Below are 15,102 nucleotides of genomic sequence, written 5' to 3' on the forward strand. Positions count from 1 at the left end.
TTGCGCGTGCTGCTGATCGAGGACGACAGGATGGTGGGCGCGGCCGTCGAGCAGGCGCTGAAGGACGCCGCTTACGCCGTGGACTGGGTTCGCGATGGCGAAACCGCGCTGCTTGCCGTGCAAAGCGAGTCCTACGAGGTGCTGCTGCTCGATCTCGGCCTGCCGAACGTGGACGGCCGCGACATCCTGCGGCGGCTGCGTGCGGACGGCCGCAAGCTTCCCATCATCATCGTGACGGCACGCGATGCCATCGACGACAGGATCGAGGGGCTCGATCTCGGCGCTGACGATTACCTCGTCAAGCCGTTCGAAGTCCGCGAATTGCTGGCGCGGATGCGCGCGGTCACGCGCCGCGAAGCCAGCGGCGCGCCGGCTCTGCTTGGCAATGGAGTGCTCCGTTTGGACCCCGCGAGCCGGGAGGCCTCGTATTTGACGAAATCCGCGGTGCTGACCGCCCGCGAATTCGCGCTGCTTCAGGCGCTGCTCGCACGACCCGGCGCGATCCTGTCGCGCGCCGAGCTGGAACGACATCTCTACGGTTGGAACGAGGAGGTCGCGAGCAATGCAATCGAATTCCTGATCCACGCGGTGCGCAAGAAACTCGGAGCCGATGCGATCCGTAATGTACGCGGCGTCGGCTGGATGGTGGACCGTTCATGATCAGGTCTTTGCGCGGCCGTCTCTTCGCCGGTCTCACCGCGATCATCCTGCTGACGGGACTGGTCGGCGGTCTGTTCGCCTATCACTGGGCGTTCGACGAGGCGATCGAGATGCAGGACTCGGTCCTGATCCAGATCGCAGGTCTCGTGCTGTCAGGCAGTCTTACCGGCGGCCGGGAGCTGCGTGGTGTGGACAAAGACGCCGAGGTGTGGCTGATCGACCAGGCATCCGAGGATGACGCAAACCTCTGGAGCCTCAAGGATGGCCTCGCGCTGGCGACCCGACAGGGACGGCCGATCCGCGTGCTGCTGCGGACCCGGCCGGATGGCACCAGGTTCGCTGTCGCGCAGCGCACCTCCGTGCGCGACGAGATCGCGAGCGACATGGCCTTCCGCACGGTGCTGCCGATAGCGGCGCTCATTCCCTGTCTGCTGCTGGTAACCGCGATCGTCATTGCGCGCTCGTTGCGGCCGATGGTTCGTTTGGCGGGCGATCTCGATCGACGTCGTGCCGATGACATGACGCCGCTGCCAGCCGAGCAGATGCCGAGCGAGCTGCATCCGTTCGTCGCCTCCATCAACGGATTGTTGCAGCGGGAGCATCTCCTGATGAATCAGCAGCGCCGCTTGGTTGCGGACGCCGCCCATGAATTGCGCACACCAATCACAGCGCTGAGCTTGCAGGTGGAGAATCTTGATCCGGTCGATCTATCCCAGAGCGCGCGCGACCGTGTCGCAACGCTCCGGCAGGGCATCGGCAGGACGAGACATCTGCTCGATCAACTGCTCTCGCTCGCGAGGCAGGATGCGGGGCAGGATGACACCACGACAATGTCCGTCGTGAAGCTGGACGAGATCGCGAGAGAGGTCGTCGCCGGCCTTCTGCCCGAGGCTGCCAATCGCGGTATCGATCTCGGCTTTGCCCGCCTCGAACCCGCATGGATCCGTGGTGAAGCCGTGATGCTCGCCGCTCTTGCCCGCAATCTTCTCGACAATGCGCTGCGCTTCACACCGCGGGGCGGACGGATCGATGCCTGGGTCTATCGCGACAGCGGCGCAGCGATCCTGCAGATCGAGGACAGCGGGCCGGGAGTTGCGCCCGAGGAGATCAGCCGGATTTTCGAGCCGTTCTTTCGCGGCCAGCGCCCGGAAGGAGATGGTGTTGGCCTCGGCCTGTCGATCGTCAAGCGGATCGTCGATCGACTTGGCGGATCGATCGAGGCTGTGAACGTTGCCGATGATGGATGCACCGGACTGCGGGTTTTGGTCAGGCTACCCGCAGTGGCGGCTTGATTCTCACTCCCCCTGGATCCATTCGGCAACGCCGCGCCATAACGTGTCGCGGTGCTCGGGGCGGAAGAAGCCGAAATGGCCGATCGCCTTGGCGCCGACATCGGACGGCTTCACCGTCAGCACCTCCGGCTTGATTGCGGTGAAGCCGGACGTCAGCAATTCGACCGCCGGCCGCGTCGCCCAGGGATCGTCGGAAAAACACAGCGCGCGCAGTTCGCCCTTGAATTTTGCGAAGTTCTCCAGCGCCGGCAATTTGGAGTCGAACAGATAGCGCGGACTCGAGACCCAGTCGGCCCATTGCAGGAAAACGCCCTTGGGCAGATCCTCACCGATGCCGGCCCAGGCCGGTGCATAGCCGAGCGCGTGGACCAGCGGCACGCCGATGAGGTTCATGAAGGCGAACACGCGATATTTCTCCGGCGACGTCATCAGCTGCCATGTCGCGGCCTGCGAGGCCACGAACGCCGCGCGCGAAACTTCGCTGTTGTTCTCGATCAGCCCGAGCGCCTGGCCGCCGAAGGAGTGGCCGACGTAAGCGAGAGGCAGGCCATGATAGCGCTCGCGCATCCAGCGCACCGCGGCGGTCACATCCTGCGCCGCCCAGTCCGACATCGAGGCCTTGAAGCCGACCAGCGATTTCGGCTGGTTGTAGCCGACCATCGCCGGCTGCCGGGAGTCGCCGATGCCGCGATAATCATAGGTGAGCACCGCGCAGCCGCGATGGGCGAGATAGGACGCAAAGCCCTTGTAGATCTTGCGCGGGACGGCGGTCGCCGAGTTGATCAGGACGGCATGACGCTTCGCACCGCGCGGCAGGAACAGGGTGCCGGTCAGCGCATACCCGTCGGTCGCCGGGAAGCTGATCTCGTCGATGAAAACGTCGTCCAGTGGCGCGTCCATGGATAGAAGGTGTCTTGCCGGTTTCCTCTGTGCTTCCTAGCAAATGCGAATTCGGCTTTGCCCGCAAGGGTTTGCATTGCGAAATGGATTTACAACTGGCGGTGTCGCGCCAGCCTGTGTATAAGGCGGCCCTCGCAACCCACAGATCAGGTTGCACTTTTTGCTTCACGGAGAGATTGCGATGTCCGAGCGGTGGACGCCCGAGTCCTGGCGCAGCAAGCCGGTGCTACAGGTGCCCGATTATCCCGACGCCAAGGCCCTGGCCGACGTCGAGGCGCAGCTTGCGACCTTTCCCCCGCTGGTGTTCGCCGGCGAGGCGCGCAACCTGAAGAAGGCGCTGGCCCGCGTTGCGGCCGGCGATGCCTTCCTGCTCCAGGGCGGCGACTGCGCCGAAAGCTTTGCCGAGCACGGCGCCAACAACATTCGCGACTTCTTCCGCGTGCTGCTGCAGATGGCGGTGGTGCTGACCTATGCCGGCGCGGTGCCGGTGGTGAAGGTCGGCCGCATCGCCGGCCAGTTTGCCAAGCCGCGGTCGTCGCCGACCGAGAAGGTGGGCGGCGTCGAGCTGCCGAGCTACCGCGGCGACATCGTCAACGACATCGCCTTCACCAAGGACGCGCGCATTCCCGATCCGCAGCGCCAACTGATGGCCTATCGCCAGTCGGCTGCGACGCTGAACCTTTTGCGCGCGTTCGCGACCGGCGGCTACGCCAATCTCGGCAGCGTGCACGAGTGGATGCTCGGCTTCCTCAAGGATTCTCCGCAGTCCCGCCGCTACAAGGAGCTGGCCGACCGCATCTCGGACGCGCTCAACTTCATGCGCGCCTGCGGTCTCGATCTCGAAAGCCATCCGGAGCTGCGCGCCACCGATTTCTACACCAGCCACGAGGCGCTGCTGCTCGGCTACGAGCAGGCCATGACCCGGGTCGATTCCACGACCGGCGACTGGTACGCGACGTCAGGTCACATGATCTGGATCGGCGACCGCACCCGCCAGCTCGATCACGGCCATGTCGAATATTTCCGCGGCATCAAGAACCCGATCGGCTTGAAATGCGGCCCGTCGCTGAAGCCGGACGAACTGCTGAAGCTGATCGACGTGCTCAACCCCGACAACGAGCCGGGCCGGCTGACCCTGATCAACCGCTTCGGCTCCGACAAGGTCGCCGATCATCTGCCGGGCCTGATCCGCGCCGTGAAGCGCGAGGGCAGGGTGGTGGTCTGGTCGTGCGATCCGATGCACGGCAACACCATCACCTCCACGTCAGGCTACAAGACGCGGCCGTTCGACCGCGTGCTGTCGGAAGTAAAGTCGTTCTTCACGATCCACGCGGCCGAAGGCACCCATGCGGGCGGCGTGCATCTCGAGATGACCGGCCAGGACGTCACCGAATGCATCGGCGGCGCCCGCGCCATCACCGACGAGGATCTCAACGACCGCTACCACACGGTCTGCGATCCCCGCCTCAATGCGGAGCAATCCATCGACATGGCCTTCCTGGTTGCGGAACTGCTGAAGCAGGAACGCGCCGGCAAGGTCCGGCCGATGCCGGCCGCAGCGGGGCTCTAACACCTTGCTGCGGATCTGGAAGGCGACGATCAACTCCCGCAACGGAATGGCATTTGCCTTCCGTTCGGAGCAGGCCATCCGCGAGGAGATCTTTGCGCTGATCTTGTCGCTTCCGGTGGCGTGGTTCGTCGCGGCGAGCGCGACGCGCGCGGTCGAGCTGGTCTGCTCGGTCGCCTTCGTGCTGGTGGTCGAGCTGCTCAACACCGCGATCGAGAAGCTCGCCGACCGGCTGACCATGGATCACGACAAGCAGATCGGGCGGGTCAAGGATATGGGCTCGGCCGCAGTCGGCGTTGCGCTACTGATGGCCGGCGCGTTCTGGATCATTGCCATCATCGAGCGATTGGGATTCCTCTAGCCCGAGGACGGCGGCCATGACCGAACGTCTCAGCACCTTCGCGGTCACGCTCGCCCAGCTCAATCCGACGATGGGCGACATCGAGAGCAATGCCGCCAAGGTTCGCGTCGCACGCGCGCGCGCGATCGCCGACGGCGCCGATCTCGTGCTGTTTCCGGAATTGTTCATCGCCGGCTATCCGCCGGAGGATCTGGTGCAGAAGCCGGCCTTCCAGGCCGCCTGCCGCTCCGCGATCGAGACGCTCGCGCGCGAGACTGCTGACGGTGGCCCGGCCATGCTGGTCGGCACACCCTGGGTCGAGGACGGCAAGCTCTACAATGCCTGCGCGCTGCTCGACGGCGGACGCATCGCGGCGCTTCGTTTCAAGTGCAATCTGCCGAATTACGGCGTGTTCGACGAGAAACGTCTGTTCGTGCGCGGCCCTGCAGCGGGCCCCGTTACCGTGCGTGGCGTGCGGATCGGCGTGCCGATTTGCGAGGACATCTGGCTGGAAGAGTCCGACGACTACGAGAACGTCGTCGAGACGTTGGCGGAGACCGGGGCCGAGATTATCCTGGTCCCGAACGGTTCGCCCTATGCCCGCGACAAGAACGATGTGCGTCTGTCGGTGGCGGTCGCGCGGGTCACGGAAAGCGGCCTGCCGCTGGTCTATCTCAACCAGGTCTGCGGCCAGGACGAGCTCGTGTTCGACGGCGCCTCGTTCGCGCTTAATGGCGATCTCTCGCTCGCGGCGCAACTGCCGGCGTTCCAGGAGAATATCGTTACCTTGCGTTTCGCACGCAACGGTGACGATTGGCGCTGCACAGGACCGATTGCAGAGCTGCCCGAGGGCGACCAGGCCGATTACGCGGCCTGCGTGCTGGGCCTGCGCGACTATGTCACCAAGAACGGCTTTCCCGGCGTGCTGCTCGGCATCTCCGGCGGCATCGATTCCGCACTGTGCGCAGCGATTGCCGTCGATGCACTCGGCGCCGATCAAGTGCATGGCGTGATGCTGCCTTATCGTTATACGGCTGCGCACTCGATTGCCGACGCCGGCGAGCTCGCCGGCCATCTCGGCATCCGCTACGAAGTGCTGCCGATCGCGGAAGCCGTGACCGGCTTCGAGACCATATTGTCCGGCCTCTTCAAGAACCTGCCGCCCGATATCACCGAAGAGAACCTTCAGGCCCGCGCCCGCGGCACGCTGCTGATGGCGATCTCCAACAAGACCGGGCTGATGGTGGTGACGACAGGCAACAAGTCGGAAATGTCGGTCGGCTACGCCACGCTCTATGGCGACATGAACGGCGGCTTCAATCCGATCAAGGACATCTACAAGACGCAGGTGTTTCGGCTGGCAAGCTTGCGCAACAGCTGGAAGCCGGAAGGCGCGCTCGGACCCGCGGGCGAGGTGATCCCGCCCGACATCATCACGCGGCCGCCGACGGCCGAATTGCGCGAGAACCAGACCGATCAGGATTCGCTGCCACCTTACGACGTGCTCGATGCGATCCTGGAGCGGCTGGTCGAACGCGAGGAGCCGCTCGACCAGATCATCGGCGCGGGCTTCGACCGCGAGACGGTGACCCGCATCGATCACCTCCTCAACGTCGCCGAATACAAGCGCCGCCAGGCCGCGCCTGGCGTGAAGGTCACGGCCAGGAATTTTGGCCGCGACCGCCGCTATCCCATCACCAACCGTTTTCGCGACCGGGGCGAGAAGCTGACCGCGCCCGACGACACGCTGGTCTCGCGCGGCAGCAAGGCCTCGATCGACGCGTTCGAGGGGTAGGCTTACTTCTGCTGTTGCGGCAGGAAGGCCGGACCGACTGAACGGATCGGCTTGTTCTCTGACCCGGTCGTCGCACTTGCATCCGCAGGCGGCGTCGAGGCCGGTGCGGCGGCGGTTGCAGGTAGCGGAGCTGCGCCCTTCTTTGCATTCGCAGGCGTGCCCTTGTTGAGCCGCTGCTGCTGCATCTTCTTGGCACTCTCTTCGGTGACGATGATGTCACCCTGCTGCTCCACCGCGGCCTTGTCGTCGGCAGATTTCAGTGCGTCAGCCCAGCTCTGGCCTGCCGCCTTGCACGAGCAGGACGGGTTGAACTCGCTGCGGAATTTGAAGGCGGTCGGCAGGGCCGAGTAGGGCTGGCCGCTGATGGAGACGGCCGAGCTCATGTCCTCGCCGGGATTGCGGTGGGCGTAGAGCACGGCTTCGGCGGCGGGGCACAGCGCCTTGCAGGTCTTCTCGTCATCGGGGAAGCGCGCCGGCACGGTCGCAAACGAGATCGGGAAATAAGCGCCGTCGCAGGTGCGCACGCACACGGTGCGGTAGGTGCCGGATTGCGGGCCGAGATCCGAGGGCGGTGCGCCCGACGGATTGTTGTTGCCGCCGTTGAACAGATTGCTCAGGAAGTTGCCGCCGCCCTGCGACTGCGCGGCATTGGCGTATTGCGGGCCGCAATTGTTCTGCGCGAGCGCAACCAGCACTGAGCGACGCTGGCTGTCGCGCTCGGGGCTGCCGCCGCCGCCGCCGCGCAGGCGTTCGAGATTGCCGGTGATCTGGTCCAGATTGGCGCGCATCTGCTGGATCTGGGTGTTGACCGGACCGCATTGCGCCGACTGGCCGTTGAACAGCGAGAAGAAGCCGGAGGAATCGCAGCCCATGCGCTTGGCCTGCATGGTGACGCGGTCGAGCTCGGCCTGCTGCTTGGTCTGGGAATCCTGGTAGCGGCGGATCTGGTCGTCGCGTGCGGGGTCGCTACTGCCGCCCCGGTCGAGCGCGGCGAGCTGTCCCTCCAGCCGCGAGCACATCGGGTTCGGCCCGAGGCCGCCCTGGGCCGGCGGAGGCGGCGGCGCGCCCGGAGGCCCAGCCTGGGCAAACGCGCCGGTGGCGAGCACGACGCTGAGAAGCACGGTGCAGGCAAGGAGGAAGCGGGGACGGGACAGAGACAAAAATTCAGGCATATCCGCCATTCTAGCGAGGTCACGGCCAACAGTGATCCGGGAGGCCGAAGCGCGCCCTCCCATAGCCGCTTCCTGCGGCATCGTCACGTCGTTTCAGGGGCCGAAGATGGGTCCTAAGGTCCGCCAGTTCCGAGCGAATTCAGCGCTGGCAGGTGATTGCGACATATTCGTCGCAATGGCCATGGGAGCAGTTTGCGCCGGATTTGGGGACAGAGCCGGTAATTTCGTCCGGATCGACCCGGCGGTAGGCGGATGCCTGTGCAAAGTCCCGTGATTGGCAATAGGTGCGGGCGACCTGCGCGCCGCATTTCTCGCCCTTGGCCAGGCACTGATCCACGCCATAGCCATCCGCCGGGTTGGCGATGATGAAGACGCGGGTCTCGGCGAGAGCGCTGGAAGCCGCAAGGAGGGAGGCGCAGGAGATGAGCGCGAGCAAGGGCCGCATGAAATCACCTTGGGGCAAAAGGAGGAGTTGCCGGTTCCAGAATGGGCTCAAATGGTTAAGGATGATGAACCATCAGGGCGGGGCGGCCGCGCTTTGCGGAAATAAAGCGGCATTTTCGCGGCTCTCTTGACGGAAGGCGGCCTCATAGCCCATATGACCGGCATGAACGGTCTCCTCGCCATCTGCATTATTTGCCGCGAGATTACGAGCTAGCGATTCGCTGGCTGGAGCCGTCTTTTCTCAAACCACATTGAGAGCACTGGACGCCCGGCCAACAGCCGACGGGTGTCCATATGGAATTGCGCCTCTACGATACGTTGACGAAGGAGAAGCGGCCGTTCGTGCCGCTCGATGCGAACAACGTCCGCATGTATGTCTGCGGACCGACCGTCTATGACTTCGCCCATATCGGCAATGCCCGGCCGGTGATCGTGTTCGACGTGCTGTTCCGGCTGCTCCGCCATCTCTATGGCGAGGCCCACGTCAAATATGTCCGCAACATCACCGACGTCGACGACAAGATCAACGACCGCGCCGCGCGGGACTTTCCCGGCCTGCCGCTGAACGAGGCGATCCGCAAGGTCACCGAGCAGACCGGCAAGCAGTTTCACGCCGACGTCGATGCGCTGGGCGCGCTGCGACCGAGCGTCGAGCCGCGTGCGACCGAGCATATCATCGAGATGCGCGAGATTATCGAACGGCTGGTCAAGGGTGGCTTCGCCTATGTCGCCGAGGATCATGTACTGTTCTCGCCGCAGGCGATGAACGCGGCCAATGACGGACTGCCGCGCTATGGCGCGCTGTCGAAGCGGTCGCTCGACGAGATGATCGCCGGCGCCCGCGTCGACGTCGCGCCCTACAAGAAGGATTCGACCGACTTCGTGCTATGGAAGCCGTCGAAGCCCGGCGAGCCGTCCTGGCCGTCGCCGGCCGGTATCAAGGCCGAGGGGCGCCCGGGCTGGCACATCGAGTGCTCGGCGATGGCCTGGAAGCATCTCGGCGAACAGTTCGACATCCATGGCGGCGGCATCGATCTCGTGTTTCCGCATCACGAGAACGAGGTCGCGCAGACCTGCTGCGCCTTCCACCAGCAGCGCATGGCCAACTACTGGATGCACAACGGCTTCCTGCAGGTCGAGAGCGAGAAGATGTCGAAGTCGCTCGGCAACTTCATCACCATCCGAGAATTGCTCGCGGACTGGCCGGGCGAGGCGCTGCGCCTCAACATGCTGAAGACGCACTACACCTCGCCGATCGACTGGACCACGAAGTCGCTGGAGGAGAGCGCAAAGACGCTCAACGACTGGTACCGCTTTGCGGCCGACGTTGCGCCGTCCCGGCCGGCGACGACCGTCGTCGATGCGCTGCTCGACGACCTCAACACGCCGCAGGCGATTGCGGCGCTGCATGGTCTGCGTAATGCGTCCGACGCGGCCGGCCTTTCGGCGTCGCTGCGTCTGCTCGGCTTCCTGTCCGAGAGCAAGGCACAATGGGAAGGCCGAAAGCAGCAGGCGAGCGGCGTCGACGCTGCCGAGATCGACCGCCTGATCGCGGAGCGCACGGCTGCGCGCGCGCGAAAGGATTTTAAGGAATCCGATCGCATCCGTGACGAGCTCGCGGCCAAAGGCGTCGTGATCAAGGACGGCAAGGACGCCGACGGCAAGCCGGTGACGACCTGGGAGCTGGCGTGATGGCACAGGCGCATCCCAAGCCCGGCTTGCGGCCGTTCCTGCCGGCCGATGTGCCGATGCTGGCCGCGATCTTCGCCGCCAGCATCCAGGAGCTGACCGGCGACGATTACAGCGAGGCGCAGCAGGAAGCCTGGATGTCGGCGGCCGAGACCGAGGAGTTCGGCAAGCGGCTGGCCGCCGATTTGACGCTGATCGCAACGCTCGACGGCTCGCCCGTCGGCTTCGCCTCGCTGCGCGGTGCTGATCACATCCGCATGCTCTATGTGCATCCGGCCGTCAGCCGCCAGGGCATCGCGACCATGCTGGTCGACGCGCTGGAGAAGCTCGCCGGCAGCCGTGGCGCCGCGGCCCTCACGGTGGAGGCCAGCGACACCGCCCAGAATTTCTTCGCCAAGCGCGGCTACACGGCCCAGCAGCGCAACAGCGTCACCATCAATGACGAATGGCTCGCCAACACCACCATGAAAAAGACGCTCGGAGCGCCGCAATGAGTAAAGAGCGCCTTTATCTGTTCGACACCACGCTGCGCGACGGCGCGCAGACCAACGGCGTCGACTTCACGCTGACGGACAAGCAGGTCATCGCGGGGATGCTCGACGAGCTCGGCATCGACTATGTCGAGGGCGGCTATCCCGGTGCCAATCCGCTCGACACCGAGTTCTTCGGCTCCAAGCCGAAGCTCAACCATGCGCGCTTTACCGCCTTCGGCATGACGCGGCGGGCAGGGCGCTCGGTCTCCAACGATCCCGGCGTCGCCGGACTGCTGGAAGCCAAGGCCGACGCGATCTGCTTCGTGGCAAAGTCTTCGGCCTATCAGGTGCGCGTCGCGCTGGAGACGACGAAGGAAGAGAATCTCGCCTCAATCCGCGATAGCGTCGCAGCCGCAAAGGCCGCCGGCCGCGAAGTCATGCTGGATTGCGAGCACTTCTTTGACGGCTACAAGGAAGATGCGAGCTTCGCGCTCGCCTGCGCCAAGGCCGCCTACGAGGCCGGCGCGCGCTGGGTGGTGCTGTGCGATACCAATGGCGGCACCATGCCCGATGAGATCGAGGCCATCGTCGCCGAGGTGACGAAGCACATTCCCGGCGATCACGTCGGCATCCACGCCCATAATGACACCGAGCAGGCGGTAGCGAACTCGCTGGCTGCGGTCCGCGCTGGCGCGCGGCAGATCCAGGGGACGCTGAACGGTCTCGGCGAGCGTTGCGGCAACGCCAATCTCTGCTCGCTGATCCCGACACTGAAATTGAAGAAGGAGTTTTCGGATGCGTTCGAGATCTCCGTGACGCCGGAGAAGCTGGCGACGCTGGTGAAAGTCTCGCGCACGCTCGACGACATGCTCAACCGTGTGCCGAACCGTCATGCGGCCTATGTCGGCGAGAGCGCTTTCGTCACCAAGACCGGCATCCACGCCTCCGCCGTGATGAAGGATCCGCAGACCTATGAGCACGTGCTGCCGGAGACCGTCGGCAATCACCGCAAGGTGCTGGTCTCCGACCAGGCCGGCCGCTCCAACGTCATCGCCGAGCTCGACCGTGCCGGCATCGCTTACGAGAAGAGCGATCCGAAGCTGACACGGCTGGTCGAGGAGTTGAAGGAGCGCGAGGCGCAAGGCTATGCTTATGAGTCCGCCAACGCCTCGTTCGACCTTCTGGCGCGCCGCACGCTCGGCAAGGTGCCGCATTATTTCGAGGTCGAGCAATTCGACGTCAATGTCGAGCAGCGCTACAATTCGCATGGCGAGCGCGTCACCGTCGCCTTGGCCGTGGTCAAGGTCGACGTTGCCGGCGAACGCCTGATCTCCGCCGCCGAAGGCAACGGCCCCGTCAACGCCCTCGACGTCGCGCTGCGCAAGGACCTCGGCAAGTACCAGAAATACATCGAGGGCCTGACGCTGATCGACTATCGCGTCCGTATCCTCAACGGCGGTACCGGCGCGGTGACGCGCGTGCTAATCGAGAGCGAGGACGAGAACGGCGATCGCTGGACCACGGTCGGCGTGTCCCCGAACATCATCGACGCCTCGTTCCAGGCGCTGATGGATTCGGTGATCTACAAGCTCGTGAAATCGGGCGCGCCCGCGTAGGAGGAGGAGGGAGCAGGGCATGATCGACCACATCTCCGTCGGCGTCAGTCATCTCGAACGCTCCGCCGCATTCTACGAGGCCACGCTCGCTGCGCTCGGACTCACGCGCCTCGTCACACGCCCGCGCACAGTCGGTTTCGGCAAGGCCTATCCCGAATTCTGGATCAACTTACGCGAAGCCATGCCGCGCGTCCTGCCGGAGAGCGGCGTGCACATCTGCCTGCGGGTGAAGACAACGGCCGAAGTCGATGCATTCCACGCTGCCGCGCTTGCGACCGGCGGCGCATCGGATGGCGCGCCGGGCATCCGGCCACACGACCGCGTGCGCTATTATGCAGCCTTCGTCCTCGACCCCGATGGCAACCGGATCGAGGCGGTGACGTTTCCGCAGGAGTGATTACAGTTTCCGCGCGACTTCCGGCGCCATCTGCTTTTCCGCCTCGGCGATCTGGGCCACCGCCGCCTTCAGCTTCGGCAGGATCTCCTCGACGCGATCGGCCTTGAGGATATCGACCGAAAGGCCGGCGCGGATGAACTCGGTCTGGCGCATATGCGACAGCAGCGAGAACAGCGGCTCCCAGAAATTGTCGATATTGGCGAGCAGCACCGGCTTGGCGTGACGGCCGAGCTGTTTCCAGGTCAATTGCTCGACCAGCTCCTCCAGCGTGCCGACGCCGCCCGGCAGCGCCACGAACGCGTCGGAGCGCTCGAACATCAGCCGTTTGCGCTCGTGCATGTCGGGGGTGACGATCATCTCCTGCACCCGGGTCAGCGCGTTCTCCCGCTTGCGCAGGAATTCGGGAATGATGCCGGTGACGGTGCCGCCGTGATCCAGCACCGAGGTGGCGACCGAGCCCATCAGGCCCAGCGAGCCGCCGCCATAGACCAGGCGGATGTTGTTCTCGGCGAGCGCCTTGCCGAACGCCTTGGCGCCTTCGGTGAAGTGGGGATTGGTTCCGGGACCGGAGCCGCAATAGACACAGACAGTTTTGATCGTGCTCATTGGTGCCATGATGCATTGCAGCGAGGGGGCGTCAAGCCCCTCAGGTGATTCGGACTACCCGGAAATCTACCGGTAAATGGCGACAAACAATCGAAGATTCGCCATCTGGCGGGGTGCGCTCGAGCCTCGAAGCTTCTATATGACGAGCGAAAACAGTTAATCGCAACGCGCCCGCATCCGGCGGGCCCTCCAGGTTTCTTCATGAGCCCTCCGCATTCGCCCGACGTTCCTGCTGCCGCGGCCGGACCGCTGGAGCGGGCCACCCTGATGGGCACGCTGGCGCATCTGTGGCCCTATATCTGGCCCGGCGACCGCGTCGACCTGAAGATGCGGGTGGTCTGGTCGGTTGTGCTGCTGCTCGCGGCCAAGCTGATCACGCTGGCGGTGCCGTTCAGCTTCAAATGGGCGACGGACGCACTGACGGGCGCCAACACCGCGCCGGTGCAGGCCAACAATTGGCACCTCTGGGTAGTCGCATCGCCGCTGCTCCTGACTGCGAGCTACGGCGTCATGCGCATCGTGATGGCGGTGCTGACGCAATGGCGCGACGGCATCTTTGCGCGCGTCGCCATGCACGCCGTGCGCAAGCTCGCCACCATCACTTTCGTCCACATGCACGAGCTGTCGCTGCGCTTTCACCTGGAGCGCAAGACCGGAGGCCTGACCCGCGTGCTCGAGCGCGGCCGCTCGGGCATCGAGGTCATCGTCCGCATGGTGATCCTGCAACTGATCCCGACCATCGTCGAGGTGAGCTTGCTGATGGCCGTGCTGCTCTGGCAATTCGATTGGCGCTACGTGGTCGCGACGCTGATCACGGTCGCGGTTTACATGTACTACACCTATGTCGCGACCGAGTGGCGGATCGGCATCCGTCGCAAGATGAACGATTCCGACACCGAGGCGAACACCAAGGCGATCGACTCACTGCTCAACTACGAGACCGTCAAGTACTTCAGCGCCGAGGCGCGCGAGGCGCAACGCTACGACCGCTCGGTCGCGCGCTACGAGGAGTCGAGCGTCCACGCCTATACGTCGCTTGCCGTGCTCAACACGGGGCAGGCCGTGATCTTCACGCTCGGGCTGACCGCCACCATGCTGATGTGCGCGATCGGCGTGCGCAACGGCACCAACACGGTCGGCGATTTCGTGCTGGTCAACGCCATGATGATCCAGCTCTACCAGCCTCTGAATTTCATGGGCATGGTCTATCGCGAGATCAAGCAGGCGATCATCGACATCGAGAAGATGTTTGATGTGATCGGCCGCGTGGCCGAGATCAAGGACCTGCCCAACGCGCAGCCGCTCGTCGTCTCCGCCGGCACGGTGCGTTTCGAGGACGTGCGCTTTGCCTACGAGCCGAAGCGGCCGATCCTCAAAGGCATCAGCTTCGAGGTGCCGGCCGGCAAGACGGTTGCGATCGTCGGCCCGTCCGGTGCGGGCAAATCGACGATCTCGCGACTCTTGTTCCGCCTCTACGATGTCTCCGGCGGCAAGATACTGATCGACGGCCAGGACATCCGCGAGGTCACGCAAGCCTCGTTGCGCGCCTCGATCGGCATGGTGCCGCAGGACACGGTGCTGTTCAACGACACCATCCGTTACAACATCCGCTACGGCCGCTGGGACGCCAGCGACGCCGAGGTCGAGGAAGCCGCGAGCCTCGCGCAGATCGACAAATTCATCCGCATGGCGCCGATGGGTTACGAGACCCAGGTCGGCGAGCGCGGCCTCAAACTGTCCGGCGGCGAAAAGCAGCGCGTCGCGATTGCGCGAACCGTGCTGAAGGCGCCGCCGATCCTGGTGCTGGACGAGGCGACCTCGGCGCTCGATACCCACACCGAGCACGAGATCCAGGGCGCGCTCGACCGCGTGGCCAAGAACCGCACCTCGCTGGTGATCGCGCACCGGCTCTCGACCATCGTCGGTGCCGACGAGATCATCGTGCTCGACCAGGGCCGCATCGCCGAGCGCGGCACCCATACCAGCCTGCTCGCACAGGACGGTCTCTACGCCAGCATGTGGAACAGGCAGCGCGAGGCCGAGGCTGCGCGCGAGAAACTGGCCCGGATGGCCGACAGCAGCGAGGCGCCCAACCGGGAGCCGCCGCCGGTCGAGGATGCCCTGACGGCGCAGGCGGCCGCGGAGTGAGCT

General features: G+C 64.8%; 14 protein-coding genes. 10 read left to right on the top strand and 4 right to left on the bottom strand.

The genetic code is table 11. The features are described from left to right. Positions 1–660, top strand: coding sequence for a response regulator transcription factor (locus M2427_RS12055; protein WP_280706529.1), 660 nt, complete (start codon positions 1–3; stop codon positions 658–660). Further along, a complete protein-coding gene (locus M2427_RS12060; RefSeq protein ID WP_280706530.1) occupies positions 657–1,952 on the top strand; it encodes an ATP-binding protein in 1,296 nt (431 codons plus the stop codon). Before M2427_RS12055 ends, M2427_RS12060 begins: the two co-directional genes overlap by 4 nt. Before the next feature lie 3 nt (positions 1,953–1,955). Here the strand turns inward: M2427_RS12060 and M2427_RS12065 are convergent, their stop codons facing one another. Beyond that, a complete protein-coding gene (locus M2427_RS12065; protein WP_280706531.1) occupies positions 1,956–2,852 on the bottom strand; it encodes an alpha/beta fold hydrolase in 897 nt (298 codons plus the stop codon). A 181-nt stretch (positions 2,853–3,033) separates the two neighbouring features. On the opposite strand from M2427_RS12065, the gene M2427_RS12070 reads away from it, so the two are divergent. The 3 genes from M2427_RS12070 to M2427_RS12080 are packed head-to-tail and all read left to right on the top strand — an operon-like array spanning position 3,034 to position 6,554. Then, positions 3,034–4,422 (top strand): 3-deoxy-7-phosphoheptulonate synthase class II, encoded by a 1,389-nt coding sequence (locus M2427_RS12070; RefSeq protein ID WP_280706532.1) that lies wholly within the window; start codon positions 3,034–3,036, stop codon positions 4,420–4,422. Positions 4,423–4,426: 4 nt separating this feature from the next. Continuing rightward, positions 4,427–4,780, top strand: a complete 354-nt coding sequence (locus M2427_RS12075; protein ID WP_280706534.1) for a diacylglycerol kinase — start codon at positions 4,427–4,429, stop codon at positions 4,778–4,780. A gap of 16 nt (positions 4,781–4,796) precedes the next feature. Then, the gene (locus M2427_RS12080; protein WP_280706535.1) at positions 4,797–6,554 is read left to right on the top strand and encodes an NAD+ synthase; all 1,758 of its coding nucleotides are present in this window, start codon (positions 4,797–4,799) and stop codon (positions 6,552–6,554) included. A 2-nt stretch (positions 6,555–6,556) separates the two neighbouring features. Here M2427_RS12080 and M2427_RS12085 read toward each other — a convergent pair whose 3' ends face one another. Beyond that, the gene (locus M2427_RS12085; RefSeq protein ID WP_280706536.1) at positions 6,557–7,735 is read right to left on the bottom strand and encodes a DUF2865 domain-containing protein; all 1,179 of its coding nucleotides are present in this window, start codon (positions 7,733–7,735) and stop codon (positions 6,557–6,559) included. Positions 7,736–7,865: 130 nt separating this feature from the next. After that, positions 7,866–8,171, bottom strand: a complete 306-nt coding sequence (locus M2427_RS12090) for a hypothetical protein (RefSeq protein WP_280706537.1) — start codon at positions 8,169–8,171, stop codon at positions 7,866–7,868. A 293-nt stretch (positions 8,172–8,464) separates the two neighbouring features. On the opposite strand from M2427_RS12090, the gene cysS reads away from it, so the two are divergent. Genes cysS through M2427_RS12110 form a run of 4 tightly spaced genes read left to right on the top strand, consistent with a single transcriptional unit; the run spans position 8,465 to position 12,345 of the window. Next, the gene (gene cysS / locus M2427_RS12095) at positions 8,465–9,862 is read left to right on the top strand and encodes a cysteine--tRNA ligase (protein ID WP_280706538.1); all 1,398 of its coding nucleotides are present in this window, start codon (positions 8,465–8,467) and stop codon (positions 9,860–9,862) included. Then, positions 9,862–10,353 carry a GNAT family N-acetyltransferase gene (locus M2427_RS12100; RefSeq protein ID WP_280706539.1) on the top strand — a complete coding sequence of 164 codons (492 nt, stop codon included), beginning with the start codon at positions 9,862–9,864 and terminating at the stop codon, positions 10,351–10,353. The genes cysS and M2427_RS12100 overlap by 1 nt, the downstream gene beginning before the upstream one ends. Continuing rightward, complete coding sequence (gene cimA / locus M2427_RS12105; RefSeq protein WP_280706540.1) at positions 10,350–11,948, top strand: citramalate synthase; 1,599 nt, start codon at positions 10,350–10,352, stop codon at positions 11,946–11,948. Before M2427_RS12100 ends, cimA begins: the two co-directional genes overlap by 4 nt. A 19-nt stretch (positions 11,949–11,967) precedes the next feature. Next, a complete protein-coding gene (locus M2427_RS12110) occupies positions 11,968–12,345 on the top strand; it encodes a VOC family protein (RefSeq protein WP_280706541.1) in 378 nt (125 codons plus the stop codon). Here the strand turns inward: M2427_RS12110 and M2427_RS12115 are convergent, their stop codons facing one another. After that, the gene (locus M2427_RS12115) at positions 12,346–12,951 is read right to left on the bottom strand and encodes a TIGR00730 family Rossman fold protein (RefSeq protein WP_280706542.1); all 606 of its coding nucleotides are present in this window, start codon (positions 12,949–12,951) and stop codon (positions 12,346–12,348) included. It abuts the gene before it with no gap. Between the two features lie 201 nt (positions 12,952–13,152). Between M2427_RS12115 and M2427_RS12120 the strand changes: the two genes are divergently transcribed. Next, positions 13,153–15,099 (top strand): ABC transporter ATP-binding protein/permease, encoded by a 1,947-nt coding sequence (locus tag M2427_RS12120; protein WP_280706543.1) that lies wholly within the window; start codon positions 13,153–13,155, stop codon positions 15,097–15,099. Positions 15,100–15,102 lie beyond the last annotated feature (3 nt).

Origin of the sequence: Bradyrhizobium sp. BR13661 (assembly GCF_029892425.1) — a bacterium.
GTDB lineage: Bacteria > Pseudomonadota > Alphaproteobacteria > Rhizobiales > Xanthobacteraceae > Bradyrhizobium.